The sequence below is a fragment of the Flavobacterium sp. LK-23 genome (assembly GCF_058135255.1).
In genome coordinates, this window is record NZ_JBYUVT010000009.1 from 81,375 (window position 1) to 105,280 (window position 23,906).

Below are 23,906 nucleotides of genomic sequence, written 5' to 3' on the forward strand. Positions count from 1 at the left end.
GAATATGAGCATTATTATTAGACCTATAGTAACGGAAAAAGTAACCAAAGAAAGTGAAGTTCTAAACCGCTTCGGATTCGTTGTTAACAAAAAAGCAAACAAAGTTGAGATTAAGAAAGCTGTTGAAGCTGCTTATGGAGTAACTATCGTTTCTGTTAACACAATGAATGTGAGACCAGATAGATCTACTAAATACACTAAAAGTGGTTTAATCAGTGGAAAGACAAATGCTTATAAAAAAGCAATTGTACAAGTACAAGAAGGAGAAACAATTGATTTTTACAACAATATCTAAGATAGAAAAATGTCAGTAAGAAAATTAAAACCTATTACCCCGGGTCAGCGATTTAGAGTTGTGAATGGTTATGACGCTATTACAACTGATAAGCCGGAACGCTCATTGATAGCGCCGATAAAAAACTCAGGAGGTAGAAATAGTCAAGGAAAGATGACCATGCGTTATACGGGTGGTGGTCACAAGCAGAGATATCGTATTATTGATTTCAAAAGAACTAAAGATGGAATTCCAGCTACAGTGAAATCAATTGAATATGATCCAAATCGTACTGCATTTATCGCTTTATTAGCTTACGCTGATGGAGAGAAAACTTATATTATCGCACAAAATGGATTGAAAGTTGGTCAGAAATTAGTTTCTGGACCAGAGTCTCAACCAGAAATCGGTAATACATTACCTTTAAGCAGAATTCCTCTTGGAACTGTTATATCTTGTATTGAGTTACGTCCAGGACAAGGAGCGGTTATCGCTCGTTCAGCTGGAACTTTTGCTCAGTTAATGGCAAGAGACGGGAAATATGCAACAATTAAAATGCCTTCTGGTGAGACAAGATTAATCTTGTTAACTTGTTCGGCTACAATTGGAGCTGTTTCTAACTCTGACCACCAATTAGTTGTATCTGGAAAAGCAGGTAGAACAAGATGGTTAGGAAGAAGACCTAGAACTAGACCAGTAGCGATGAACCCAGTTGATCACCCTATGGGAGGTGGTGAAGGACGTTCTTCTGGAGGGCACCCACGTTCAAGAAACGGATTGCCAGCTAAAGGTTACAGAACTCGTTCTAAGAAAAACCCGAGTAACAAGTATATCGTAGAACGTAGAAAGAAATAATAAGATATGGCACGTTCATTAAAAAAAGGACCTTTCGTTCATTATAAATTAGACAAGAAAGTTCAAGAAAACGTAGAAAGTGGTAAAAATGCAGTTGTTAAGACTTGGTCTAGAGCTTCAATGATTACTCCAGATTTCGTTGGACAAACTATCGCAGTTCATAACGGTCGTCAATTTGTACCAGTTTACGTAACAGAAAACATGGTAGGTCACAAATTAGGAGAGTTTTCGCCAACTAGATCTTTTAGAGGTCATGCTGGAGCAAAAAATAAAGGTAAAAAATAAAAGAAGCAATGGGAGTTCGTAAAAGAGAAACAGCAGATGCGAGAAAAGAGGCTAATAAGTCTATCGCTTTCGCAAAATTGAATAACTGCCCTACTTCACCTAGAAAAATGCGCTTAGTAGCGGACTTGGTAAGAGGTCAGAAGGTAGAAAGAGCACTTAACATTTTAAGATTCAGTTCTAAAGAAGCTTCAAGAAAATTAGAAAAACTATTATTATCTGCAATCAATAACTGGGAGCAAAAAAATAGTGAAGGTAATTTAGAAGAGGCTGGATTATTTGTTAAAGAGATCAGAGTAGATGGTGGAATGATGTTAAAAAGACTTCGTCCAGCTCCACAAGGTCGTGCACACAGAATAAGAAAACGTTCTAATCACGTAACAATCGTGCTTGGAGCTATCAATAACACACAAAGCAATTCTTAAGCAGCATGGGACAAAAGACAAATCCAATTGGAAATAGACTTGGTATCATCAGAGGATGGGACTCAAACTGGTATGGTGGAAATGATTACGGTGATAAACTTGCCGAAGATCACAAAATCAGAAAGTATATCCACGCTCGTTTATCAAAAGCTAGTGTATCAAAAGTAATCATCGAGAGAACTTTGAAACTTGTAACCGTTACTATCACTACTGCTAGACCTGGTATCATTATCGGAAAAGGTGGACAAGAGGTAGACAAGTTAAAAGAAGAACTTAAGAAAGTTACTGACAAAGAGGTTCAAATCAACATCTTTGAAATTAAAAGACCTGAGTTAGATGCTTATCTTGTGGCGACAAGCATCGCTCGTCAAATCGAAAGCCGTATTTCTTACAGACGTGCAATCAAAATGGCTATTGCTGCTTCTATGCGTATGAACGCTGAAGGTATCAAAGTTTTGATTTCTGGTCGTTTGAATGGTGCTGAGATGGCGCGTTCGGAAGGTTTCAAAGAAGGTAGAATTCCTCTATCAACTTTCAGAGCTGACATTGATTATGCACTTGCTGAAGCTCACACTACTTACGGTAGAATGGGGATCAAAGTGTGGATCATGAAAGGTGAAGTTTACGGTAAGAGAGAACTTTCTCCACTTGCTGGAATGGATAAAAAACAATCTGGTACAGGTGGTGGAAAAGGTGGAGATGCTCCTAGAGGCAAATCTAACTTTAACAAAGGTGGAAAACCAGACGCTCGTAAAAGAAAGTAAATTTTTAAACTAAAGAAAAATGTTACAGCCTAAAAGAACAAAATACCGTAAGGTACAAAAAGGTAGAATGAAAGGTAACTCTCAAAGAGGGCATGAACTTTCAAATGGAATGTTTGGTATTAAATCTGTACATGAAGATGGAATGTTCTTAACTTCTCGTCAAATCGAAGCTGCACGTATCGCTGCAACTCGTTACATGAAAAGAGAGGGACAATTATGGATTAAAATTTTCCCAGACAAACCTATTACTAAGAAACCTCTTGAAGTACGTATGGGTAAAGGTAAAGGAGCAGTTGAGTATTGGGCTGCTGTTGTTAAACCAGGAAGAATTATGTTTGAAGTTGGAGGAGTTCCATTGTCAGTTGCAAAAGAGGCTTTACGTCTTGCAGCTCAAAAACTTCCAGTAAAAACTAAGTTCGTCGTTGCTAGAGATTTCGAAGCATAATTTATATTTATTATGAAACAATCAGAAATAAAAGATCTTTCTGCAGCGGAGTTGCAAGAAAAGCTTAGTCAAACTAAGAAAGTATATGCTGACCTAAAAATGGCTCACGCAATCTCTCCAATTGCTAACCCACTTCAAATTAGAAGCGTTAGAAGAACAGTTGCAAGATTAGCTACAGAGTTAACTAAAAGAGAGTTACAATAATTGTATTCTGCTGAAAGATGGAAGAAAAAAGAAATTTAAGAAAAGAAAGAATAGGTGTTGTTACTTCAAATAAGATGGATAAATCTATCGTTATTTCGGAAGTAAGAAAAGTAAAACACCCATTATACGGTAAGTTCGTGTTGAAAACTAAGAAATATGTTGCACACGACGAAACAAACGACTGTAACATTGGAGATACTGTAAGAATTAGCGAAACGCGTCCTTTAAGTAAAACAAAATGTTGGAGATTAGTTGAAATCTTAGAAAGAGCTAAATAATTATGGTACAACAAGAATCAAGACTAAAAGTAGCAGATAACACGGGAGCTAAAGAAGTTTTAACTATTCGTGTTTTAGGAGGTACTAAAAGAAGATATGCCTCTGTTGGTGACAAAATTGTAGTTTCTATCAAAGATGCAACTCCAAACGGAAACGTGAAAAAAGGAGCTGTTTCAACTGCAGTTGTTGTGCGTACTAAAAAAGAAGTGAGAAGAGCTGATGGTTCTTATATCCGTTTCGATGACAATGCATGTGTTCTTTTGAACGCTGCAGGGGAAATGAGAGGAACTCGTGTTTTTGGTCCGGTAGCAAGAGAACTTCGTGAAAAACAATTCATGAAAATTGTATCATTAGCACCAGAAGTGCTTTAATTCGTTTTAAGATGATAAAGCTAAAAATAAAATCAGGAGATATCGTAAGAGTTATTGCTGGAGACCATAAAGGGGCTGAAGGTAAAGTTTTACGTGTTTACCGTGAAAAAAACAAAGCGATCGTTGAAGGTGTAAACATGGTTTCTAAACATACTAAACCAAGTGCTAAAAACCCTCAAGGTGGTATCGTTAAGAAAGAAGCTTCTATTCAAATTTCTAACATTGCTTTAATTGATCCTAAAACTAAGGAGACAACTAGAGTAGGTATTAGAGTAGAAGGAGATAAGAAAGTAAGATTTTCAAAAAAATCTAATCAAGTACTATAGTAATGGCATATACACCTAGACTAAAAGAAGAATATAAGAGTAGAGTAATCTCTGCTCTTAAAGAAGAGTTCGGATATACAAACGTGATGCAAGTTCCTAAACTTGAGAAAATCGTTTTGAGCCGTGGAGTTGGTGCAGCTGTATCTGATAAAAAACTTATTGACTATGCAGTTGATGAGTTAACAAAGATCACTGGACAAAAAGCAGTTTCTACAATCTCTAAGAAAGACGTTGCGTCTTTCAAATTGAGAAAAGGAATGCCTATTGGAGCAAAAGTTACTTTACGTGGAGAAAGAATGTATGAGTTTTTAGATAGACTTATCACTTCTGCTTTACCACGTGTTAGAGATTTTGGTGGTATTAAAGCTACTGGATTCGACGGAAGAGGTAACTACAATCTTGGAGTTTTAGAGCAAATCATTTTCCCAGAAATTGATATTGACAAAGTAAACAAAATTTCAGGAATGGATATTACTTTTGTTACTACTGCAAAAACAGACAAGGAAGCAAAGTCATTATTGGCTGAATTAGGATTACCTTTTAAAAAGAATTAAGACATGGCTAAAGAATCAATGAAAGCCCGCGAGGTGAAAAGAGAGAAAACGGTAGCTAAGTACGCTGAAAAGAGAAAAGCTTTATTAGAAGCTGGAGACTATGAAGGTTTACAAAGATTACCTAAAAATGCTTCACCAGTTCGTTTACACAACCGTTGTAAGTTAACAGGTAGACCTAGAGGTTACATCCGTCAATTCGGTATTTCACGTGTAACTTTCCGTGAAATGGCTAACAATGGATTAATTCCTGGTATTAAAAAAGCATCTTGGTAATCTGGCAATAAGTTATTACTTTTGCAAACCAAAAAATAATTTTTAATTGATTAAAGGTTCGGGAGATGAGTATCTCCCGAAAACCATAATCGCAATCAAATACATATGTATACAGATCCTATTGCAGATTATTTGACTAGAGTTCGTAACGCTGTGGCTGCAAACCACAAAGTTGTTGAAATTCCAGCATCTAATCTTAAAAAAGAGATAACTAAGATCTTATTTGATCAAGGTTATATCTTAAGTTACAAATTTGAGCAGAACACAGTTCAAGGTTCTATCAAAATTGCTTTGAAGTATGATAAAGATACTAAAGAGCCTGTAATCAAAGATATCCAAAGAATTAGTAAACCTGGTTTACGTAAGTACGCAGGTGCTGCCAAATTACCTAGAATCCTTAACGGATTAGGAATTGCTATTGTTTCTACATCAAAAGGTTTGATGACAGGAAAACAAGCTAAGCAATTAAATGTAGGTGGTGAAGTAATTTGTTACGTATACTAATTTTAAACACTAGATAAAGATGTCAAGAATAGGTAAAAGCCCAATTGTAATCCCTGCTGGTGTAACTGTTGAAGTTAAAGACGGTATTATTACAGTAAAAGGAAAAAGAGGTCAACTAGTACAAGAGTTTTCGGACGTAAATGTAACTGTTGAAGGCGATCAAGTTTTAGTTGAAAGATCGTCTGATCATAAAGACCATAGAGCAAAACACGGATTATTTAGATCTTTGATCAATAATATGATTGTTGGTGTATCTGAAGGTTTCACAAAAGAACTAGAATTAGTTGGAGTAGGTTATAGAGCTTCAAACCAAGGTCAAAAATTAGATTTAGCTCTTGGATATTCTCACAATATTGTTTTAGAAATTGCTCCAGAAGTATCTTTAGAAACAGTATCTGAAAAAGGTAAGAACCCTATCGTAAAATTAACATCGTTTGATAAACAACTTTTAGGTCAAGTAGCTGCGAAAATCAGAGGTTTCCGTAAGCCTGAGCCATACAAAGGAAAAGGTGTTAAATTTGTGGGTGAAGTATTAAGAAGAAAAGCAGGTAAATCAGCTTAAAATATAAGATTATGTCATTAACAAAATCTGAAAGAAGACAGAGAATTAAATTCAGAATTAGAAAATCGGTTAGTGGTTCTGCTGCAAGACCTAGACTTTCTGTTTTTAGAAGTAATAAAGAAATTTACGCTCAAATTATTGATGATGTAAATGGAGTTACTATCTTAGCTGCATCTTCTAGAGAAAAAGAAATAGGAAAAGGTACTAACGTTGAAGTAGCTGCTGCTGTTGGAAAACTAGTTGCGGAGAAAGCGTTAAAAGCTGGGATTGATACCATCACTTTTGATAGAGGTGGATATTTATATCACGGGCGTATTAAATCATTAGCAGAAGGCGCAAGAGCCGCTGGACTTAAATTCTAATATATTATGTCTAAATACAAAAATGTAGAATTGGTAAAACCTAGTGGTCTTGAATTAAAAGATCGTCTAGTTAGTGTTAATCGTGTTACTAAAGTTACAAAAGGTGGTAGAGCTTTCGGTTTTTCTGCTATTGTAGTTGTAGGTGATGAAAATGGAGTAGTTGGTCATGGATTAGGAAAATCTAAAGACGTTTCTGAAGCAATTGCGAAAGCAGTAGAAGATGCTAAGAAAAATTTAGTTAGAATTCCTTTGAATGGACAATCTGTTCCTCACGAACAAAAAGGTAAATTTGGTGGTGCACGCGTATTCTTAATTCCAGCGTCTCATGGTACTGGAGTTATTGCTGGTGGAGCTGTTCGTTCAGTTCTTGAGTCAGTAGGTATTCACGATGTATTGTCTAAATCTCAAGGATCATCAAATCCACATAACGTAGTAAAAGCAACTTTTGATGCTTTATTGCAAATGAGAAGCGCTCATACTGTTGCAAAACAAAGAGGTGTTTCTTTAGAGAAAGTTTTTAAAGGTTAATTCAGGAAATTATGGCTAAATTATTAGTAAAACAAGTAAGAAGCAAAATCAACTGTCCTCTTTCTCAAAAGAGAGGGTTGGAAGCTTTAGGTCTACGTAAAATTGGACAAGTTGTGGAGCATGAGTCAAATCCTGCTATCCTTGGGATGATAAACAAAGTTAAACACTTAGTTTCTGTTGAAGAAGCTAAATAACAAATACTGTTATGAATTTAAGTAACTTACAACCTGCTGAGGGATCTACACACAATCAAAATAAAAGATTAGGTAGAGGAGAAGGTTCTGGAAAAGGTGGTACCGCTGCACGTGGACACAAAGGAGCAAAATCTCGTTCTGGTTATTCTAAAAAGATTGGTTTTGAAGGAGGGCAGATGCCACTTCAAAGACGTGTACCTAAGTTTGGTTTCAAAAACATCAATCGTAAAGAATACGAAGGTGTTAATTTAGATACTCTTCAATTATTAGTTGATAACGGTGCAATTACTGATTCTGTATCTATGACAGAGTTCGTGGCAAATCGTCTAGCTACTAAAAATGAGATCGTTAAGATTTTAGGTAGAGGAGAATTGAAAGCAAAATTAAAAGTAACTGCCCACAAATTTACTGCTACTGCAAAAGCTGCTATTGAAGCTGCTGGTGGAGAAGCTGTAACTATATAACTTATCTATTAAGATGAAGAAATTTATTGAATCAATAAGTAATGTTTGGAAAATCGAAGAACTTAAGAATAGAATCTTAATTACATTAGGATTGCTTTTAGTATATCGTTTTGGAGCACACGTTACGCTTCCTGGAATTGACGCAACGCAATTGACTGGTTTAGCGGGACAAACTAAAAATGGTTTAGGATCTATCCTAGACATGTTCACCGGGGGTGCTTTCTCTAAGGCTTCAGTTTTTGCTTTAGGTATCATGCCTTATATTTCTGCGTCTATTGTTGTTCAGTTGATGGGGATTGCGATTCCATATTTACAAAAACTTCAAAATGATGGGGAAAGTGGTAGAAAAAAGATTAATCAAATCACTCGTTGGTTGACAATCGCTATCACATTGGTTCAAGGTCCAACTTATATCTATAATTTATACAGAACATTGCCTAGTAATGCATTTTTGCTAGGCTTTAATTCTCCTGAATTTTTGTTCTCGTCTGTTATCATTTTGGTTACTGGTACAATTTTTGCTATGTGGCTTGGTGAGAAAATTACAGATAAAGGTATTGGAAATGGTATTTCATTGTTAATTATGGTTGGTATTTTAGCTCGTTTACCGCAAGCTTTTATCCAAGAGTTTACAACTCGTGTTACCAATAACAATGGAGGTCCAATGTTATTAGTTATTGAAATTATTGTGTGGTTATTAGTTATCATCTCTTGTGTATTGCTTACAATGGCAGTACGTAGAATCCCTGTTCAGTATGCTCGTCGTACAACTACAGGAGATTACGAGCAAGATTTGGCAGGAGGTAATAGACAATGGATTCCTCTAAAGCTTAATGCTTCTGGAGTTATGCCAATTATTTTTGCTCAGGCAATTATGTTTATTCCTGCGGCTGTAGCTGGATTGTCTAAATCAGATACATCACAATCTATTGTTGGTGCATTTAGTAATATGTTTGGTTTCTGGTATAATTTTGTTTTTGCAACTTTAATTATTGTATTTACATTCTTTTATACTGCGATCACTGTACCTACTAACAAAATGGCTGATGATTTAAAGAGAAGCGGCGGTTTTATTCCTGGAGTTCGTCCTGGAGCGGAAACTTCTGATTTCCTTGATAAAGTGATGTCTTTAATAACTTTCCCAGGATCTTTATTCCTTGCTTTGATTGCTGTGTTCCCAGCTATTGTTGTAAGTATTATGGATGTACAACAATCTTGGGCGATGTTTTTTGGAGGTACCTCATTAATAATTATGGTTGGTGTTGCAATAGATACTATTCAACAAATCAATTCATACTTGTTAAACAAACATTATGATGGTTTAATGAAGACTGGTAAAAATAGAAAAGCGGTAGCTTAATATATTTATGGCAAAACAATCAGCAATAGAACAAGACGGATCAATCATTGAAGCATTGTCAAATGCGATGTTCCGTGTAGAGTTAGAAAATGGACATATCGTAATTGCTCATATTTCTGGAAAAATGCGTATGCATTACATCAAGTTATTACCTGGTGATAAAGTGAAACTAGAAATGAGTCCATACGATTTGTCAAAAGCAAGAATTACTTATCGATATTAAAGGATATTCACTATGAAAGTTAGAGCATCAGTAAAAAAGAGAAGTGCCGAGTGCATTATCGTGCGTAGAAAAGGGAGACTGTACGTAATAAACAAAAAGAATCCTAGATTTAAACAAAGACAAGGATAATTATGGCAAGAATAGCAGGGGTAGATATCCCAAAAAACAAAAGAGGTGTTATTGCACTTACCTACATCTTCGGATTAGGAAAAAGTAGAGCTATCGAGATTTTGGAAAAAGCTCAAGTTAGCCAAGATAAAAAAGTTCAAGATTGGAATGATGATGAAATCGGAGCGATTCGTGAAGCTGTTTCATTTTACAAAATTGAAGGAGAATTACGTTCTGAAATATCTTTAAACATTAAGCGTTTAATGGATATCGGATGTTACAGAGGTATTCGTCATAGATCTGGTCTTCCATTAAGAGGGCAAAGAACTAAAAACAACTCAAGAACAAGAAAAGGTAAAAGAAAAACTGTTGCTAACAAGAAAAAAGCAACTAAATAATAAGTAATATGGCTAAAGCAACTGCAAAAAAACGTAAAGTTATCGTTGAATCAACGGGTGAGGCTCATATTTCTGCCACTTTTAATAACATTATTATTTCTTTGACTAATAAGAAAGGTGAAGTTATCTCTTGGTCTTCAGCTGGTAAAATGGGTTTCAGAGGTTCTAAAAAGAACACTCCTTACGCAGCTCAAATGGCAGCAGAAGATTGCGCTAAAGTAGCACTTGAGGCAGGACTTAAAAAAGTGAAAGTTTATGTAAAAGGACCAGGAAACGGACGTGAGTCTGCTATCCGTTCTATTCATAACGGTGGAATTGAAGTTACAGAGATTATCGATGTTACTCCAATGCCGCACAACGGATGTCGTCCTCCAAAAAGACGTAGAGTTTAATTTTTTATTTTTATAGTATAAACAAGGTAGAACATAGATTATCGAAGGATTAGACCTGAATTCATAATTTCTACCTTAAATTTTTTTTAAAATGGCAAGATATACTGGTCCTAAAACCAAAATCGCTCGTAAATTTGGCGAGGCAATCTTCGGAGATGATAAATCTTTCGAAAAAAGAAATTACCCACCTGGACAACACGGGATGGCTAAAAAAAGAGGAAAAAAATCTGAGTATGCTGTTCAGTTAATGGAAAAGCAAAAAGCTAAATATTCTTATGGAATTTTAGAAAAACAATTCAGAAATTTATTCGAAAAAGCATCAGCGACTAAAGGAGTAACTGGTGAAGTTTTATTACAATTATGCGAAGCAAGATTAGATAATGTTGTTTTTAGAATGGGAATTGCTCCATCTAGAAGAGGTGCGCGTCAAATCGTTTCTCACAGACACATTACTGTAAATGGAGAGGTTGTTAATATTCCTTCTTACCACCTTAAGCCTGGTGATAAAGTTGCAGTTCGTGAAAAATCTAAATCTTTAGAAGCTATCGAACGTTCTTTATCAAATTCAAGTCATGTTTATGAATGGATTACTTGGAATAATGATCTTAAAGAAGGAACTTTCGTTTCTGTACCTGCGAGACTTCAAATTCCAGAAAACATTAAAGAACAATTAATCGTAGAGTTGTACAACAAATAATAATTGACTTAGTCGAAATTTATGGCAATATTTAATTTTCAAAAGCCCGATAAAGTTATCATGATCGATTCAACCGATTTTGAAGGTAAATTTGAGTTTAGACCTTTAGAACCTGGTTACGGATTGACAGTTGGTAATGCACTTAGAAGAGTTTTGCTTTCAGCGTTAGAAGGTTATGCAATTACATCTGTTCGTATCGAAGGTGTAGATCATGAGTTTTCTACTATTTCAGGTGTTGTTGAGGATGTTACCGAAATTATCCTTAATCTTAAACAAGTACGTTTCAAACGTCAGATTGAAGATATCGATAATGAATCAGTTACTATTTCTGTTTCTGGTAAAGATCAATTAACAGCAGGTGATTTTCAAAAATTTATCTCAGGTTTTCAAGTTTTGAATCCAGACCTTGTTATCTGTAATTTAGATTCTAAAATCAAATTGAACTTCGATTTAACAATCGAGAAAGGTAGAGGATACGTTCCTGCTGAAGAGAACAAAAAACAGAATGCTGCAATTGGAACAATTTTTACAGATTCTATTTTTACTCCGGTAAAAAATGTAAAATATGCAATCGAAAATTTCCGTGTAGAGCAAAAAACAGATTACGAAAAATTAGTTTTTGAAATTAAAACTGATGGATCTATTAATCCAAAAGATGCTCTTACTGAAGCTGCTAAAGTTTTAATTCACCATTTCATGTTGTTTTCTGATGAAAGAATTACACTTGAGGCTGACGAAATTGCACAAACAGAATCGTATGATGAAGAGTCATTGCATATGAGACAATTGCTTAAAACTAAGCTTGTTGATATGGATTTATCTGTGAGAGCATTAAATTGCTTGAAAGCGGCTGAAGTTGATACACTTGGTGATTTAGTATCGTTCAATAAAAATGACCTAATGAAATTCCGTAATTTTGGTAAAAAATCTTTAACTGAACTTGATGAACTTGTTGCAGTGAAGAATTTAACTTTCGGAATGGATTTAGCTAAATACAAATTAGATAAAGAATAATTTACTTCATATTTTGCTCTCCATAGCGGATTGTAGCAAGATGAAGATAAAAAAAACACGTCATGAGACACGGAAAAAAATTCAACCACTTAAGCAGACAGACTGGACATAGAAAAGCTATGTTGGCTAATATGGCTTGTTCTCTTATTGAGCACAAACGTATTAACACTACTGTTGCTAAAGCTAAAGCGCTTAAACAATTCGTTGAGCCTTTAATCACTAAATCAAAAGAAGATACGACTCACAATCGTCGTATTGTTTTTGCTTACCTACGTAGCAAATATGCTGTAACTGACTTGTTCAGAGATGTGGCTGCTAAAGTTGGTGACCGTCCAGGTGGATACACTCGTATCATTAAAGTTGGAAATCGTTTGGGAGATAATGCTGATATGGCAATGATCGAACTTGTAGATTTCAATGAACTTTACAACGGAGGTAAAAAAGAAGTTAAAAAAGCGAAAAGCCGTCGTGGTGGTAAAGCTAAAAAAGCTGAAACTGCTGCTCCAGAAGTTCCTGCTGCTGAAACAGAAACGACTACTGAAGCTTCTGAATAATTATGAAAGTAATCATTCTATAGAAATCAAGGATAAACTAATTTTTAGTTTATCCTTTTTTTTTGATTTTTTTGAAACCATAAAAATGTAACTTTTTTAAAATGATAGGTTTTATTTTTACGGATGAAAGTTTTAAAAAATCTTGGAGGGGCTATTTTAAAGAAGTAAATTTGCAAAATTCTAATTACACTTAAAACCTATATTTTGGTTTTATAACTTGATTAAAAAACAATACAAATTAAATAATGAAATACACAACACGACAAAGCGCCATTTTATTACTTAGTGACGGAACAATCTTTCACGGAAAATCTATCGGGATTAGCGGTAAAACTTTTGGTGAAGTTTGTTTTAACACAGGGATGACTGGGTATCAGGAAATTTTTACTGATCCTTCTTATTTTGGGCAAATAATGGTTGCTACAAATACACATATCGGAAACTATGGTGTTAATGATTCTGAGGTTGAATCTGATAGTATTAAAATTGCCGGTTTAGTTTGTAAAAACTTTAGTTTTAATTATTCTAGAGAAAATGCTTCGGGAAGTTTAGAGGATTATTTTGCTAAACAAAATTTAATCTGTATTTCTGATGTTGATACGCGTGCACTTGTAAGCTACATTCGAGATAATGGTGCTATGAATGCAGTAATTTGTACAGATGGAACTTCAATAGAGGATTTGAAAAAAGAGTTGGCTAATGTTCCTAATATGGAAGGTTTGGAGTTGGCTTCTAAAGTTTCAACTAAAGAGCCATATTTCTTTGGCGACGAAAATGCTACTTATAAAATATCAGCTTTAGATCTTGGTATCAAAAAGAATATTTTGAGAAATCTTGCTAAAAGAGATTGTTATATTAAAGTGTATCCGTTTGATTCAACTTATAAAGATATGTCTGAGTTTAATCCTGATGGATATTTCTTATCAAACGGCCCTGGAGATCCAGATCCGTTGTTTGGAGCAATTCAGGTTGCTAAGGAGATTTTGGCAGATAATAAGCCATTGTTCGGTATTTGTTTAGGGCATCAAGTAATTGGTTTGGCTAATGGTGTTGAAACTTATAAGATGTTTAATGGGCACAGAGGAATTAACCATCCAGTAAAAAATATCCTTACAGGTAAAGGTGAAATAACATCTCAAAACCACGGTTTTGCTGTTAAGAGAGAGCAATTGGAAAATCATCCAGAATTAGAAATTACGCATGTTCACTTGAATGATGGCACTGTTGCAGGAATGAGAATGAAGAATAAAAATTGTTTCTCAGTTCAGTATCATCCAGAGGCTAGTCCGGGACCACACGATTCGTCATATTTGTTTGACCAATTTGTAGAGAATATTAAAAGCGGCAAAGCCTAAAACGATGTAGTTAATAAATAAAGGTGTTTAATGACTACAATGCGTTTATAGTATTAAATATTTTTATAATTTCGAAAAAAAAATATAATTTATTAATAAAAAACAAAAATAATGAGTATTATAATTAAAGTTCACGCAAGACAAATTCTTGATTCTAGAGGTAATCCTACTATTGAAGTAGATGTAGTAACTGAAAATGGAGTTTTAGGTAGAGCTGCTGTTCCATCTGGAGCATCAACTGGAGAACACGAAGCTGTTGAATTACGTGATGGAGGTAAAGCTTATCTAGGTAAAGGTGTTTTGAATGCAGTGAACAATGTAAATACTGTTATTGCTGAAGAATTAGTAGGAACTTCTGTTTTCGAACAAAACACAATTGACCAATTAATGATCGATTTAGATGGAACTCCAAATAAATCTAAATTAGGAGCTAATGCTATTTTAGGAGTTTCTTTAGCTGCTGCAAAAGCTGCTGCTAACGAACTTGGTTTGCCATTATACAGATACGTAGGTGGTGTTTCTGCTAATACGTTACCAGTTCCAATGATGAACATCATCAACGGTGGTTCTCACTCTGATGCACCTATCGCGTTCCAAGAGTTTATGATTTTCCCAGTAAAAGCAACTTCTTTTACACATTCGATGCAAATGGGAACTGAAATTTTCCACAGTTTGAAAAAAGTTTTACACGATAGAGGTTTGAGTACTGCTGTAGGTGACGAAGGTGGTTTTGCTCCAAACTTAGCTGGTGGTACTGAAGATGCGTTAGATACAATTAAATTGGCTGTTGAAAAAGCAGGTTATTCTTTCGGTGACGAAATTATGATCGCTCTTGACTGTGCTGCTTCTGAGTTTTATGTAAACGGTAAATACGATTATACTAAATTTGAAGGTGAAACTGGAAAAATCAGAACTTCTGAGGAGCAGGCTGATTACTTAGCTGAACTTGCAGCTAAATATCCAATCATTTCTATCGAAGATGGTATGTACGAAGATGATTGGAATGGATGGAAATATTTGACTGAAAAAATTGGTGATAAAGTCCAATTAGTTGGTGATGATTTGTTTGTTACTAATGTTGAGCGTTTGTCTACAGGAATCCAAAAAGGAATTGCTAACTCTATCTTGGTAAAAGTAAATCAAATTGGAACTTTAACTGAAACTATTGCTGCTGTAAACATGGCAAAAAATGCTGGTTACACATCTGTAATGTCTCACCGTTCTGGAGAAACTGAAGATAATACAATTGCTGACCTAGCTGTAGCTTTAAACTGTGGTCAAATTAAAACTGGTTCTGCTTCTCGTTCAGATCGTATGGCAAAATACAATCAATTATTAAGAATTGAGGAAGAATTAGGAAGCACTGCTTATTTCCCAGGTTTAAATGCTTTCAAGATTAAATAATCATAAGAGATATATTAAGATAAACCATTCATTTTTTAATGAATGGTTTTTTTTTGGAGTTTTAACAAATTCATAGCAGTATTCTTTTTTTAATTAGTCTTAAATTCATTAGATTTGATAAATTATTATTTAAAGAATTATTTCCAGTATATTATGTCAAAAATAGCTACATTAGAAATAGATGGTAAAAAGATTGAACTTCCAGTAATCACAGGAAGCGAAAACGAATCAGCTATCGATATTAACAAATTACGTGATTTAACAGGTTTTATTACACTTGATCCAGGTTATAAAAATTCAGGGTCTTGTACAAGCGAAATCACTTTCCTAGATGGAGAAGAAGGAATTTTACGTTACAGAGGATACTCAATCGAAGATCTTGCAGAAAAAGCTAATTTCTTAGAAGTATCTTATCTTTTGATTTTTGGTGAATTGCCTACAGCTTCACAATTAGAAGATTTTGAAAATGGTATCAAAAAGCATTCTTTGGTAAACGAAGAAATGAAAAATATCATTGACGGTTTTCCTAAAACGGCTCACCCAATGGGAGTGCTATCTGCTTTAACAAGTGCTTTAACAGCATTTAACCCTAAAGCAGTTAATGTTGATAATGAAAAAGAAATGTACGAGGCTATTTGTAAAACAATGGCAAAATTTCTTGTAATTGCTACATGGACTTATAGAAAATCTATGGGTTATCCTTTAAACTACTACGATAATACAAAAGGATATGTAGAAAGCTTTATGCAATTAATGTTTAAATTGCCTACTGGTCCTTATGCTGCAAATCCAGTAATCGTAAATGCTTTAGATAAATTATTTATTCTTCACGCAGATCATGAGCAAAACTGTTCTACATCTACTGTTAGAATGGTAGGTTCTTCTCACGCAGGTTTATTTGCTTCAGTTTCTGCAGGAGTTTCAGCTTTATGGGGGCCACTTCACGGTGGAGCAAACCAAGCTGTACTTGAAATGCTTGAAGAGATTAATAAAGATGGCGGAGATACAGATAAATTCTTAGCAAAAGCAAAAGACAAAAATGATCCTTTCCGTTTAATGGGATTCGGACACAGAGTTTATAAAAACTTTGATCCAAGAGCTAAAATTATAAAAAAAGCAGCAACAGAAGTATTAGAGACTTTAGGTGTTGAAGATCCGATTTTAGATATTGCAAGAAAATTAGAAAAAGCTGCTCTTGAAGATGAATACTTCAAAGCAAGAAACTTATATCCAAACGTTGATTTCTACTCTGGAATTATCTACAGAGCTTTAGGAATTCCAACAGATATGTTTACTGTTATGTTTGCAATTGGAAGATTGCCAGGTTGGATTGCGCAATGGAAAGAAATGCGTGAAAACAAAGAGCCAATTGGAAGACCAAGACAAATTTATACAGGACATCCTCTACGAGAGTTTAAGTCTAATAAATAAAAAACGAAAGCTTCACTTAACTGTGAAGCTTTTTTTATATTTGCTCAAAATACAATAAAGTTATGTTGCAATTAAATGTAAAGAACGAAACGTCTCGACTTCGTGCTGTAGTTCTGGGTTCTGCTGTTCATAATGGGCCAACTCCAACTATAGAAGAGGCTTATGATCCTAAATCATTGGAACATATTAAGGCGGGAACTTATCCTTTAGAAAAAGATATGGTTGCTGAAATGGATGCTTTTAATGCTGTTTTTCAGAAATATGATGTAACAGTTTATCGTCCGGAAATGATTGAAAACTACAATCAGATTTTTGCAAGAGATATTGGGTTCGTAATTGATGATGTCTTTGTGAAATCAAATATTCTTCCAGATAGAGAACGTGAATTGGATGCTATTCAATATGTAATTGATCAGATAGATCCATTAAAAGTAGTTCGTCCTCCAGAAGAAGTTCATATCGAAGGAGGAGATGTAATGCTTTGGAATGATCACATTTTTATCGGAACTTATAAAGGAAGTGATTATAAAGACTACATTACAGCAAGAACCAATATGCATGGTGTGAACTATATCAAATCGTTATTTCCTAATAAGATTGTAAAAGAATTTGATTTGGTAAAATCTAAATTAGAAGCAAGAGATAATGCGTTGCATTTAGATTGTTGTTTTCAGCCTGTAGGAAAAAATAAAGGTATTATTTATAAAAGAGGTTTTCGTGAAGAAGCAGATTATCTTTATTTAGTGAAGCTTTTTGGAAAAGAAAATCTTTTTCATATTGAAAGAAACGAAATGTATAATATGTTTTCGAATGTATTTTCAATTGATGAAAATGTGGTGGTTTCTGAAAAGAATTTTACGAGATTGAATAATTGGCTTCGTGAAAATGGTTTTATTGTTGAAGAAATTCCATATGCTGAAATTTCAAAGCAAGAAGGTTTGTTGAGATGTTCAACGCTTCCATTAATTAGAGACTAAAAACAGTTTTTTGTTTCAAGTTTCAGGTTTCAAGTTTTTGCAAGACGTGAAACCTGAAACTTGAAACTTGAAACAAAAAAAATATAAAAAATGAGACAAACAACAAACGCAATAGTAATGATTCGACCAGTTGCTTTCAGAATGAATGAACAGACAGCTGTAAATAATTATTATCAAAAAGTATTAGATGGACTTTTACCAAGTACCGTTAATGCTAAAGCACAACAGGAATTTGATGCTTTTGTTGAAAAATTAAGGGCAGTCGGAGTAGATGTTACTGTTGTTGATGACAATTTGGAGACTGATACTCCTGATAGTATTTTTCCAAACAATTGGGTTTCATTTCATGAAAATGGAGATGTAGTACTTTATCCGATGTTTGCTGAAAATCGTCGTCAAGAACGTCGTGAAGATATTTTGGATACTTTGGAAGAAAAAGGATTCGAAATTGCAAATATCATGGATTACACTTCAGCAGAAGAAGATGGCATTTTTTTAGAAGGAACGGGGAGTTTGTTATTAGATAGAGCTAATGGAAAAGCATATTGCGCATTGTCTCCAAGAGCAGATGAAGAGCTTTTTATAGAATTCTGTGAAGATTTTGATTATGCTCCTGTTATTTTTGAAGCTTTTCAAACGGTTGATGGCGAGCGTAAACTAATTTATCATACTAATGTAATGATGTGTTTAGGTGAAACTTTTGCTGTTATTTGTGCAGATTCTATCGATGATAAGAAAGAGCGAAAAATGGTTCTGGATAATTTAAAAGATGATAAAAAAGAAATTATTTTAATTACAGAAGACCAAGTGAATAATTTTGCAGGAAATATGTTGGAAGTTCGCGGAAAAGATGATAAGAGATATATTGTTATGAGTGCTTCTGCGTATCAGAGCTTAACTCCAAAACAGATTGCTCAATTGGAAAATCATGCAGAAATCTTAAGCTCAAGCCTTGATACAATTGAAGCTTGTGGAGGAGGAAGTGCAAGATGTATGATGGCTGAAGTTTTCTTGCCAAGAAGTTAAAATAAAAGATCTAATAAAAAGAAAGGGATAAAATCAAGTAAGATTTTATCCCTTTCTTTTTAAGAATACTTTGGAGTTAAAAATTTCCTTTTATAATATTCACTATAGCACTTACTATGTATTGAATTCCAATAGAAATAACGATAAAACCAACAATTCTTGAAATAGCAACAATTCCAGATGCACCTAAAATTCTAGCTAGATAATGAGCGCTTTTTAAAATGGCAAAAATCGCTACAGCAATTGCAAGAATGGCTAATGAAGAAATGATAATTTCGTTTATTTCATGATGTTCTTGATAAAAAGCAATTAAAAGAGACATCGATCCAGGGCCAGCAAGCATTGGTATTGCTAAAGGTGTTAATGCGATATCATTTCTGTGTTGTGCTTCATTTTCAATTTTTTTATTGATTCCTCTTTTCTTGTTGAATTTTCCAGAAAGTAAAGAAAAGCCAGAATTTACAATTACAATTCCGCCCGCAATTCTTAAGGCGTCTATGCTTATTCCGAAAAAAGTTAGAACATATTGGCCAATGAAATAAGAAACCAATAATATGATGAAAACATTGATTGCGGTCCAAAGAGAGATTCGGGATCTTTCTTTTTGAGAGTCGTGTTGTGTTAATCCGACAAAAATAGGTACGGTTCCAATTGGGTTAAGGACGGAGAACAAGGCGGCAAATAAGTAAATAAATAATTCCATATTGTATTGGTTGGTTGAAGTAAATGTAGTTATTTTTTGATGTTTTTATGTAGAATTATGTTATAATAATGTTTTTTATTGCTGTTTATTCTGGGTCAAAGAGATAAAGTTAAATCGTTCTTTTTGATTACTTTTGCATTCTAAACAAAAAAAATGAAAAATAAAAAAACATTAGTTATAGGAGCGTCTACAAATCCAGAACGTTATTCTTATAAAGCAGTAAATATGCTGATAGGAAAAGGACATTCTGTTTTAGCAATCGGACAAAAAGCTGGAGAAGTTGCTGGAGTAAAAATTCAAACTAAAGCGATACCAGTTAAAAATATTGATACTATCACTTTGTATTTAAATCCTATTCGTCAGAGAGATTATTATAATTATATTATTGAGTCACATCCTAAACGAGTAATTTTTAATCCAGGAACCGAAAATCCAGAGTTGTACCAATTACTAGAATTAAATGATATTCAAGTAGAGGTAGCTTGTACGTTAGTTTTGTTGGCTACAAATCAATACTAAAACATTGTTTGTTATCTTCATTTGAGCTAAGAAAAGAAAGGGGTTTCGTAATAAATTATCGTTAGTGTTAAGCTTTGAATTTAATGGCTGTAATGTAGGCTAAACCATTAAAAGTATTACTTTTGTCGTCATGGAATTTTCATCAAAATTAATTGAAAAAGCGGTAAACGAAATGTCGCAATTACCTGGTATAGGTAAGCGTACGGCACTTCGATTGGTTCTTCATTTGTTAAAGCAACCTAAAGAACAAACAGCTTTTTTGTCTCAAGCATTATTGAAAATGCGTGAGGATATTAAGTTTTGTGAAAGTTGCCATAATATTTCTGACACTAAAATGTGTGAGATTTGCGCTAATCCAGTTAGAAATCATGAAACAATATGTATTGTAGAAGATATTAGAGATGTTATGGCTATAGAAAATACTGGACAATTTAAAGGAATATATCATGTACTTGGTGGGAAAATTTCACCTATTGAAGGAGTTGGTCCAAATCAGTTAAATATTTCTAGTTTAGTAACAAAAGTAAAATCTGGAAATGTAGCGGAGATTATTTTTGCTTTAAGCTCAACTATGGAAGGAGATACAACGAATTTTTATATCTATAAACAAATTGCAGATTCTGATATTATAATTTCGACAATTGCGAGAGGAATATCGGTTGGAGATGAATTAGAATATGCAGACGAAATAACACTTGGGCGCAGTATCTTGCATAGAGTGCCTTTCGAAAAAACATTTAAAAACAATTAACTAAACCCCAATAGCGATTAGGTTTTTCTTAATATTAAAAAGAAACGATCTTTGCGAAAAACATTGAACGAATGACAAAAAATAGCTTTCTTCTATTCTTATTAGTCTCTACATTATTTACTTCGTGCATTCCAATTAAAGATTTGGTTTACCTTCAAGATAAAAATGATTCAGGAGAACAAGCGGCGATTGTAGCAGTAGAATCAAAACCATATAGATTGCAGGTACATGATGTTTTAAAAGTTAATATAAAAGCAATTGATCCTAAATTAGTCTCTATTTTTAATACAACAGAAGGTGAAAGTGGTCAGGCAGGGAAAAGTGAATCTAGTCTATACTTTGATGGATTTACAGTTGACGATCACGGAAATATAAGAATGCCAATTCTTGGAGAAATTAATGTAATTGGATATACTCTCGAAGAGACAAGAATAAAAATTGAAAAGAAATTACTGGAAGAATATTTTAAAAGCGAAGCAAATATTTTTGTAACAGTAAAATTAGCTGGCTTTAGATATACCATAAATGGAGAAGTTGGAAGTACAGGTACAAAAGTATTATTTAAAGACAATGTAAATATTTTAGAAGCTGTTGCAAATGCAGGAGATATTACAACAGTTGGTAATAGAAGAGAAGTAACCATAATTCGTCAGAGTCCAACTGGTGTTCAAATGCATGATATTGATCTTACAGATGTAAACGTAATGAAATCACCATACTATTATTTGCAACCGAATGATTATATATACGTAAAGCCATTGAGACAAAAAACTTGGGGAACTGGGCAAACGGGAATACAGTCTATAGGAACAATAATTACATTGTTATCTTTGGCAACAACAGTTTATTTAATTATAAAGTAAAAAATAGATTTTTAAAATGTTAGATATTAAAGATTTCGCCATTTTTGAAAATCATTCTCATTTTGATTTTAAAGGGTTTCTGTTGAAAATTGTAAGTTACTGGAAATGGTTTCTTGTAAGTTTGATTATTACATTCACTATTGCTTACCAGATAAATATTCGTAAAGAAAAAATTTACGGAATGCAAACCATGATTTCTATTAAAGAAGAAAGCAATCCTTTTTTTACATCAAACACCAGTTTGGTATTCAATTGGGGAGGAGTTTCGGATCAGGTAAACGGTATTTCTACGATTTTGCAATCGAGATCTCATAATGAACTAGTAGTAGATAAACTACAATTTTATATTAATTATTTAGAGCAGGGAAAATACAACTTAATTGATTCTTATGGAGCGGTACCATTTTATGTTGATATTGACAAAACAAAAGGACAGCTTGCAAATGCATTAATTAATATAAAATTTTTAAGCGAAAATGAGTATCAAATTCAGATACCGTTTGAAGTTAATTCTGTTTCGTTAATTACTTATAGCAATAATTCTTATGACAAGACGTCAGTACAACCCACAACTTTTATTAAAAAATACAAAGTAGGAGAACGTGTTAATCTTCCATTTTTAAATTGGAAACTTCAAATTGTAGATAATCCAGGTTTTTATAAAGGTAAAGAATACTTTGTCAGATTTAATGATTTTGATGGAACTGTATCTCAGTACAAGGGCATAAATGTAGATGCTGGAAAAAGTGCGGGATCGTTGTTGACTTTGTCTATGCAGGGAACAAATAAAGCACGAATGGTTGACTATCTGAATGCTACTGTAAGGATGCTTATGAAATTGCAATTAGATGGTAAAAACCAATTTGCAACAAACACCATTAGATTCATTGATAGTACTCTTGTTGCAATGGAATTTCAGCTTAAAGAGACCGGTAACGAATTAAAGTCTTTTCAGAAAGATAAAAATATTTACCAAATAGAAGATGGTGGCTCAAGGGTTTCAGAGAAGATAATGAATTTTGATGTTGAAAAAGATCAAGTTACTAGAAAAATAGCTTATTATAATTCTTTAAGATCATATTTAAATAGTAGCGATGACTATTCTAGATTACCCGCACCTTCTGTTGCTGGAATTGAAGATCCTAACGTTGTTGCTAATGTTTCTAGACTTATAGCCCTTTCTACTCAAAGATCTGAGATGGCTTATGCTGTAAAAAGTGAAAAAATATTTAAAGATTTTGATAATCAAATGGCTGCGGTAAAAAATGTTCTTCAGGAGAATATTGCTACTGCAAAGTCTTCTTTAATTTATGATTTATCTTTGTTAAATGCCAAAATTGGCCAAGCAGAAAGCACTGTTAAAAAACTTCCTGCTGAACAACAGGAACTACTGAAGATTAAAAGAAAATATGATTTAAATGACAATATCTATACAGAATTCCTTCAAAAGAGAAATGAAGCAGAAATTGTAAGAGCATCTAATCTGTCAGATATTCATTTTATTGATCCTGCAAAAGATATTGGCGGAGGTTTAATTGGGCCTAAGACTTCTGTAAACTATGTAATGGCTTTGTTCTTAGGGATTTTAATTCCTTTGTTGTTTGTTTTGTTAATCTTCTTTATTAATAATTCAATTCAGAATGGTGATGATATTAGTAAACTAACTCAAATTCCATTGCTTGGGGTAATTGGGATTAATAAAGACTTAGGAAGCTTAGCTGTTTTTGATAAACCAAAATCTGCTCTATCAGAATCATTTAGGGGCTTACGTTCTTCACTTCAGTTTTTATATAAAAAACAAAAAGTTGACGGATCAAAAACCTTGATGATTACTTCTTCAATTAGTGGAGAGGGGAAAACATTCTGTTCTATAAATATTGCAACAGTTTTTGCTTTAAGTGAGAAAAAAACAGTAATAGTAGGTCTGGATTTAAGAAAGCCAAGACTGGCAGATGAATTTCAATTGAAATCATCTCTAGGAGTTGTCAATTATTTAATAAGACAAAATAATTTAGAAGAAATTACTAATCAGACGCCAATCCCTAATTTAGATATAATACTTTCAGGGCCAATTCCTCCAAATCCTTCTGAGTTAATTTTAAGTGATGCAATGAAAGAATTGATTGATGAACTAAAGCAAAAATATGATTATATAGTTTTGGATACTCCACCAGTTGGTTTAGTGGCAGATTCGTTAGAATTAGTTCAGTTTGCAGATGTAATATTGTACATTGTAAGACAAAATTATACTAAGAAAGATATGATAACGTTGTTGAATACTAGACTTAAACGTGGAGAGTTGAGCAACGTGAGTATTGTATTAAATGGTTATGAAAATAAAGCAAAATACGGTAGTGGTTATGGATATGGTTACGGCTACGGAGCTTATTCGAATGGTTATCATGAGGAGGAAGTTAAAGATGGATTTTGGAAAACATTTTTAAATCGAATTAGAAAAAAATAAAC

General features: G+C 33.7%; 36 protein-coding genes. 35 read left to right on the forward strand and 1 reads right to left on the reverse strand.

Going from position 1 to position 23,906, the window contains the following annotated elements; genetic code table 11:
• Window positions 1–4 precede the first annotated feature (4 nt).
• The 31 genes from rplW (at window position 5) to ctlX (ending at window position 18,604) form a co-directional block, all read left to right on the forward strand.
• Window positions 5–295 carry a 50S ribosomal protein L23 gene (rplW, locus tag AC3Y25_RS14710; RefSeq protein ID WP_008464286.1) on the forward strand — a complete coding sequence of 97 codons (291 nt, stop codon included), beginning with the start codon at window positions 5–7 and terminating at the stop codon, window positions 293–295.
• Window positions 296–304: 9 nt separating this feature from the next.
• Entirely contained in the window at window positions 305–1,129 is an 825-nt protein-coding gene (gene rplB, locus AC3Y25_RS14715) for a 50S ribosomal protein L2 (RefSeq protein WP_008464287.1), read from the forward strand.
• Between the two features lie 6 nt (window positions 1,130–1,135).
• Entirely contained in the window at window positions 1,136–1,414 is a 279-nt protein-coding gene (gene rpsS / locus AC3Y25_RS14720; RefSeq protein ID WP_008464288.1) for a 30S ribosomal protein S19, read from the forward strand.
• 8 nt (window positions 1,415–1,422) lie between these two features.
• A complete protein-coding gene (rplV, locus tag AC3Y25_RS14725) occupies window positions 1,423–1,836 on the forward strand; it encodes a 50S ribosomal protein L22 (RefSeq protein ID WP_007803631.1) in 414 nt (137 codons plus the stop codon).
• A 5-nt stretch (window positions 1,837–1,841) separates the two neighbouring features.
• A complete protein-coding gene (gene rpsC, locus AC3Y25_RS14730) occupies window positions 1,842–2,600 on the forward strand; it encodes a 30S ribosomal protein S3 (RefSeq protein ID WP_008464292.1) in 759 nt (252 codons plus the stop codon).
• A 19-nt stretch (window positions 2,601–2,619) separates the two neighbouring features.
• Entirely contained in the window at window positions 2,620–3,045 is a 426-nt protein-coding gene (gene rplP / locus AC3Y25_RS14735) for a 50S ribosomal protein L16 (protein WP_008464295.1), read from the forward strand.
• A 12-nt stretch (window positions 3,046–3,057) separates the two neighbouring features.
• Entirely contained in the window at window positions 3,058–3,249 is a 192-nt protein-coding gene (rpmC, locus tag AC3Y25_RS14740) for a 50S ribosomal protein L29 (protein WP_008464297.1), read from the forward strand.
• A 17-nt stretch (window positions 3,250–3,266) separates the two neighbouring features.
• The gene (rpsQ, locus tag AC3Y25_RS14745; protein ID WP_012022485.1) at window positions 3,267–3,527 is read left to right on the forward strand and encodes a 30S ribosomal protein S17; all 261 of its coding nucleotides are present in this window, start codon (window positions 3,267–3,269) and stop codon (window positions 3,525–3,527) included.
• A gap of 2 nt (window positions 3,528–3,529) precedes the next feature.
• Window positions 3,530–3,898 (forward strand): 50S ribosomal protein L14, encoded by a 369-nt coding sequence (gene rplN, locus AC3Y25_RS14750; RefSeq protein WP_007803649.1) that lies wholly within the window; start codon window positions 3,530–3,532, stop codon window positions 3,896–3,898.
• 11 nt (window positions 3,899–3,909) lie between these two features.
• Entirely contained in the window at window positions 3,910–4,224 is a 315-nt protein-coding gene (gene rplX, locus AC3Y25_RS14755; protein ID WP_026727873.1) for a 50S ribosomal protein L24, read from the forward strand.
• A gap of 2 nt (window positions 4,225–4,226) precedes the next feature.
• Window positions 4,227–4,778, forward strand: coding sequence for a 50S ribosomal protein L5 (gene rplE, locus AC3Y25_RS14760; RefSeq protein ID WP_012022484.1), 552 nt, complete (start codon window positions 4,227–4,229; stop codon window positions 4,776–4,778).
• A gap of 3 nt (window positions 4,779–4,781) precedes the next feature.
• Window positions 4,782–5,051, forward strand: a complete 270-nt coding sequence (gene rpsN, locus AC3Y25_RS14765; protein WP_489903238.1) for a 30S ribosomal protein S14 — start codon at window positions 4,782–4,784, stop codon at window positions 5,049–5,051.
• 105 nt (window positions 5,052–5,156) lie between these two features.
• Window positions 5,157–5,555, forward strand: a complete 399-nt coding sequence (rpsH, locus tag AC3Y25_RS14770) for a 30S ribosomal protein S8 (RefSeq protein WP_008464306.1) — start codon at window positions 5,157–5,159, stop codon at window positions 5,553–5,555.
• A 19-nt stretch (window positions 5,556–5,574) separates the two neighbouring features.
• A complete protein-coding gene (gene rplF / locus AC3Y25_RS14775) occupies window positions 5,575–6,117 on the forward strand; it encodes a 50S ribosomal protein L6 (protein WP_248728271.1) in 543 nt (180 codons plus the stop codon).
• A gap of 11 nt (window positions 6,118–6,128) precedes the next feature.
• Window positions 6,129–6,479 (forward strand): 50S ribosomal protein L18, encoded by a 351-nt coding sequence (rplR, locus tag AC3Y25_RS14780; protein ID WP_035650451.1) that lies wholly within the window; start codon window positions 6,129–6,131, stop codon window positions 6,477–6,479.
• Between the two features lie 3 nt (window positions 6,480–6,482).
• Complete coding sequence (rpsE, locus tag AC3Y25_RS14785) at window positions 6,483–7,007, forward strand: 30S ribosomal protein S5 (protein WP_085949269.1); 525 nt, start codon at window positions 6,483–6,485, stop codon at window positions 7,005–7,007.
• Between the two features lie 11 nt (window positions 7,008–7,018).
• Complete coding sequence (rpmD, locus tag AC3Y25_RS14790; RefSeq protein WP_008464315.1) at window positions 7,019–7,201, forward strand: 50S ribosomal protein L30; 183 nt, start codon at window positions 7,019–7,021, stop codon at window positions 7,199–7,201.
• A gap of 11 nt (window positions 7,202–7,212) precedes the next feature.
• The gene (gene rplO, locus AC3Y25_RS14795; RefSeq protein WP_095931496.1) at window positions 7,213–7,665 is read left to right on the forward strand and encodes a 50S ribosomal protein L15; all 453 of its coding nucleotides are present in this window, start codon (window positions 7,213–7,215) and stop codon (window positions 7,663–7,665) included.
• Between the two features lie 13 nt (window positions 7,666–7,678).
• Entirely contained in the window at window positions 7,679–9,025 is a 1,347-nt protein-coding gene (gene secY, locus AC3Y25_RS14800) for a preprotein translocase subunit SecY (protein WP_007803669.1), read from the forward strand.
• 7 nt (window positions 9,026–9,032) lie between these two features.
• A complete protein-coding gene (gene infA, locus AC3Y25_RS14805; RefSeq protein ID WP_007136545.1) occupies window positions 9,033–9,248 on the forward strand; it encodes a translation initiation factor IF-1 in 216 nt (71 codons plus the stop codon).
• Between the two features lie 12 nt (window positions 9,249–9,260).
• Window positions 9,261–9,377, forward strand: coding sequence for a type B 50S ribosomal protein L36 (gene ykgO / locus AC3Y25_RS14810; protein ID WP_002987490.1), 117 nt, complete (start codon window positions 9,261–9,263; stop codon window positions 9,375–9,377).
• Window positions 9,378–9,379: 2 nt separating this feature from the next.
• Window positions 9,380–9,754, forward strand: coding sequence for a 30S ribosomal protein S13 (gene rpsM / locus AC3Y25_RS14815; RefSeq protein ID WP_008464322.1), 375 nt, complete (start codon window positions 9,380–9,382; stop codon window positions 9,752–9,754).
• Window positions 9,755–9,762: 8 nt separating this feature from the next.
• Entirely contained in the window at window positions 9,763–10,146 is a 384-nt protein-coding gene (gene rpsK, locus AC3Y25_RS14820; protein ID WP_026727866.1) for a 30S ribosomal protein S11, read from the forward strand.
• A gap of 91 nt (window positions 10,147–10,237) precedes the next feature.
• Window positions 10,238–10,843, forward strand: a complete 606-nt coding sequence (gene rpsD / locus AC3Y25_RS14825; RefSeq protein WP_008464326.1) for a 30S ribosomal protein S4 — start codon at window positions 10,238–10,240, stop codon at window positions 10,841–10,843.
• Window positions 10,844–10,864: 21 nt separating this feature from the next.
• Window positions 10,865–11,857: a DNA-directed RNA polymerase subunit alpha gene (locus AC3Y25_RS14830; protein WP_008464329.1), complete on the forward strand. Its 993-nt coding sequence runs from the start codon at window positions 10,865–10,867 to the stop codon at window positions 11,855–11,857.
• Between the two features lie 62 nt (window positions 11,858–11,919).
• Window positions 11,920–12,411, forward strand: coding sequence for a 50S ribosomal protein L17 (rplQ, locus tag AC3Y25_RS14835; protein WP_489903239.1), 492 nt, complete (start codon window positions 11,920–11,922; stop codon window positions 12,409–12,411).
• A 245-nt stretch (window positions 12,412–12,656) separates the two neighbouring features.
• Window positions 12,657–13,766, forward strand: coding sequence for a glutamine-hydrolyzing carbamoyl-phosphate synthase small subunit (gene carA, locus AC3Y25_RS14840; protein ID WP_489903240.1), 1,110 nt, complete (start codon window positions 12,657–12,659; stop codon window positions 13,764–13,766).
• A gap of 111 nt (window positions 13,767–13,877) precedes the next feature.
• Window positions 13,878–15,170 (forward strand): phosphopyruvate hydratase, encoded by a 1,293-nt coding sequence (gene eno, locus AC3Y25_RS14845; protein ID WP_095931491.1) that lies wholly within the window; start codon window positions 13,878–13,880, stop codon window positions 15,168–15,170.
• A 153-nt stretch (window positions 15,171–15,323) separates the two neighbouring features.
• A complete protein-coding gene (locus tag AC3Y25_RS14850; RefSeq protein WP_095931490.1) occupies window positions 15,324–16,601 on the forward strand; it encodes a citrate synthase in 1,278 nt (425 codons plus the stop codon).
• A gap of 62 nt (window positions 16,602–16,663) precedes the next feature.
• Window positions 16,664–17,578 (forward strand): dimethylarginine dimethylaminohydrolase family protein, encoded by a 915-nt coding sequence (locus tag AC3Y25_RS14855; RefSeq protein ID WP_489903241.1) that lies wholly within the window; start codon window positions 16,664–16,666, stop codon window positions 17,576–17,578.
• A 90-nt stretch (window positions 17,579–17,668) separates the two neighbouring features.
• Window positions 17,669–18,604, forward strand: coding sequence for a citrulline utilization hydrolase CtlX (gene ctlX, locus AC3Y25_RS14860; protein ID WP_489903242.1), 936 nt, complete (start codon window positions 17,669–17,671; stop codon window positions 18,602–18,604).
• Window positions 18,605–18,680: 76 nt separating this feature from the next.
• Here ctlX and AC3Y25_RS14865 read toward each other — a convergent pair whose 3' ends face one another.
• Window positions 18,681–19,307, reverse strand: a complete 627-nt coding sequence (locus AC3Y25_RS14865) for a MarC family NAAT transporter (RefSeq protein ID WP_095931487.1) — start codon at window positions 19,305–19,307, stop codon at window positions 18,681–18,683.
• A gap of 153 nt (window positions 19,308–19,460) precedes the next feature.
• On the opposite strand from AC3Y25_RS14865, the gene AC3Y25_RS14870 reads away from it, so the two are divergent.
• From AC3Y25_RS14870 to AC3Y25_RS14885, 4 genes are all read left to right on the forward strand, one after another.
• Window positions 19,461–19,826: a CoA-binding protein gene (locus AC3Y25_RS14870; RefSeq protein WP_379798809.1), complete on the forward strand. Its 366-nt coding sequence runs from the start codon at window positions 19,461–19,463 to the stop codon at window positions 19,824–19,826.
• 130 nt (window positions 19,827–19,956) lie between these two features.
• On the forward strand, window positions 19,957–20,577 hold the full coding sequence (gene recR / locus AC3Y25_RS14875; RefSeq protein ID WP_489903243.1) for a recombination mediator RecR: 621 nt from the start codon (window positions 19,957–19,959) through the stop codon (window positions 20,575–20,577).
• A gap of 71 nt (window positions 20,578–20,648) precedes the next feature.
• Complete coding sequence (locus tag AC3Y25_RS14880) at window positions 20,649–21,440, forward strand: polysaccharide biosynthesis/export family protein (protein WP_489903244.1); 792 nt, start codon at window positions 20,649–20,651, stop codon at window positions 21,438–21,440.
• 16 nt (window positions 21,441–21,456) lie between these two features.
• Window positions 21,457–23,904 carry a polysaccharide biosynthesis tyrosine autokinase gene (locus tag AC3Y25_RS14885; RefSeq protein WP_489903245.1) on the forward strand — a complete coding sequence of 816 codons (2,448 nt, stop codon included), beginning with the start codon at window positions 21,457–21,459 and terminating at the stop codon, window positions 23,902–23,904.
• The last annotated feature ends 2 nt before the right edge of the window (window positions 23,905–23,906 follow it).

What these genes read in the sequence shown, in the direction of transcription:
- rplW (WP_008464286.1), top strand. Translation starts at nt 5, where the DNA reads ATGAGCATTATTATTAGACCTATAGTAACGGAAAAAGTAACCAAAGAA.
- rplB (WP_008464287.1), top strand. Translation starts at nt 305, where the DNA reads ATGTCAGTAAGAAAATTAAAACCTATTACCCCGGGTCAGCGATTTAGA.
- rpsS (WP_008464288.1), top strand. Translation starts at nt 1,136, where the DNA reads ATGGCACGTTCATTAAAAAAAGGACCTTTCGTTCATTATAAATTAGAC.
- rplV (WP_007803631.1), top strand. Translation starts at nt 1,423, where the DNA reads ATGGGAGTTCGTAAAAGAGAAACAGCAGATGCGAGAAAAGAGGCTAAT.
- rpsC (WP_008464292.1), top strand. Translation starts at nt 1,842, where the DNA reads ATGGGACAAAAGACAAATCCAATTGGAAATAGACTTGGTATCATCAGA.
- rplP (WP_008464295.1), top strand. Translation starts at nt 2,620, where the DNA reads ATGTTACAGCCTAAAAGAACAAAATACCGTAAGGTACAAAAAGGTAGA.
- rpmC (WP_008464297.1), top strand. Translation starts at nt 3,058, where the DNA reads ATGAAACAATCAGAAATAAAAGATCTTTCTGCAGCGGAGTTGCAAGAA.
- rpsQ (WP_012022485.1), top strand. Translation starts at nt 3,267, where the DNA reads ATGGAAGAAAAAAGAAATTTAAGAAAAGAAAGAATAGGTGTTGTTACT.
- rplN (WP_007803649.1), top strand. Translation starts at nt 3,530, where the DNA reads ATGGTACAACAAGAATCAAGACTAAAAGTAGCAGATAACACGGGAGCT.
- rplX (WP_026727873.1), top strand. Translation starts at nt 3,910, where the DNA reads ATGATAAAGCTAAAAATAAAATCAGGAGATATCGTAAGAGTTATTGCT.
- rplE (WP_012022484.1), top strand. Translation starts at nt 4,227, where the DNA reads ATGGCATATACACCTAGACTAAAAGAAGAATATAAGAGTAGAGTAATC.
- rpsN (WP_489903238.1), top strand. Translation starts at nt 4,782, where the DNA reads ATGGCTAAAGAATCAATGAAAGCCCGCGAGGTGAAAAGAGAGAAAACG.
- rpsH (WP_008464306.1), top strand. Translation starts at nt 5,157, where the DNA reads ATGTATACAGATCCTATTGCAGATTATTTGACTAGAGTTCGTAACGCT.
- rplF (WP_248728271.1), top strand. Translation starts at nt 5,575, where the DNA reads ATGTCAAGAATAGGTAAAAGCCCAATTGTAATCCCTGCTGGTGTAACT.
- rplR (WP_035650451.1), top strand. Translation starts at nt 6,129, where the DNA reads ATGTCATTAACAAAATCTGAAAGAAGACAGAGAATTAAATTCAGAATT.
- rpmD (WP_008464315.1), top strand. Translation starts at nt 7,019, where the DNA reads ATGGCTAAATTATTAGTAAAACAAGTAAGAAGCAAAATCAACTGTCCT.
- rplO (WP_095931496.1), top strand. Translation starts at nt 7,213, where the DNA reads ATGAATTTAAGTAACTTACAACCTGCTGAGGGATCTACACACAATCAA.
- secY (WP_007803669.1), top strand. Translation starts at nt 7,679, where the DNA reads ATGAAGAAATTTATTGAATCAATAAGTAATGTTTGGAAAATCGAAGAA.
- infA (WP_007136545.1), top strand. Translation starts at nt 9,033, where the DNA reads ATGGCAAAACAATCAGCAATAGAACAAGACGGATCAATCATTGAAGCA.
- ykgO (WP_002987490.1), top strand. Translation starts at nt 9,261, where the DNA reads ATGAAAGTTAGAGCATCAGTAAAAAAGAGAAGTGCCGAGTGCATTATC.
- rpsM (WP_008464322.1), top strand. Translation starts at nt 9,380, where the DNA reads ATGGCAAGAATAGCAGGGGTAGATATCCCAAAAAACAAAAGAGGTGTT.
- rpsK (WP_026727866.1), top strand. Translation starts at nt 9,763, where the DNA reads ATGGCTAAAGCAACTGCAAAAAAACGTAAAGTTATCGTTGAATCAACG.
- rpsD (WP_008464326.1), top strand. Translation starts at nt 10,238, where the DNA reads ATGGCAAGATATACTGGTCCTAAAACCAAAATCGCTCGTAAATTTGGC.
- AC3Y25_RS14830 (WP_008464329.1), top strand. Translation starts at nt 10,865, where the DNA reads ATGGCAATATTTAATTTTCAAAAGCCCGATAAAGTTATCATGATCGAT.
- rplQ (WP_489903239.1), top strand. Translation starts at nt 11,920, where the DNA reads ATGAGACACGGAAAAAAATTCAACCACTTAAGCAGACAGACTGGACAT.
- carA (WP_489903240.1), top strand. Translation starts at nt 12,657, where the DNA reads ATGAAATACACAACACGACAAAGCGCCATTTTATTACTTAGTGACGGA.
- eno (WP_095931491.1), top strand. Translation starts at nt 13,878, where the DNA reads ATGAGTATTATAATTAAAGTTCACGCAAGACAAATTCTTGATTCTAGA.
- AC3Y25_RS14850 (WP_095931490.1), top strand. Translation starts at nt 15,324, where the DNA reads ATGTCAAAAATAGCTACATTAGAAATAGATGGTAAAAAGATTGAACTT.
- AC3Y25_RS14855 (WP_489903241.1), top strand. Translation starts at nt 16,664, where the DNA reads ATGTTGCAATTAAATGTAAAGAACGAAACGTCTCGACTTCGTGCTGTA.
- ctlX (WP_489903242.1), top strand. Translation starts at nt 17,669, where the DNA reads ATGAGACAAACAACAAACGCAATAGTAATGATTCGACCAGTTGCTTTC.
- AC3Y25_RS14865 (WP_095931487.1), bottom strand. Translation starts at nt 19,307, where the DNA reads ATGGAATTATTTATTTACTTATTTGCCGCCTTGTTCTCCGTCCTTAAC.
- AC3Y25_RS14870 (WP_379798809.1), top strand. Translation starts at nt 19,461, where the DNA reads ATGAAAAATAAAAAAACATTAGTTATAGGAGCGTCTACAAATCCAGAA.
- recR (WP_489903243.1), top strand. Translation starts at nt 19,957, where the DNA reads ATGGAATTTTCATCAAAATTAATTGAAAAAGCGGTAAACGAAATGTCG.
- AC3Y25_RS14880 (WP_489903244.1), top strand. Translation starts at nt 20,649, where the DNA reads ATGACAAAAAATAGCTTTCTTCTATTCTTATTAGTCTCTACATTATTT.
- AC3Y25_RS14885 (WP_489903245.1), top strand. Translation starts at nt 21,457, where the DNA reads ATGTTAGATATTAAAGATTTCGCCATTTTTGAAAATCATTCTCATTTT.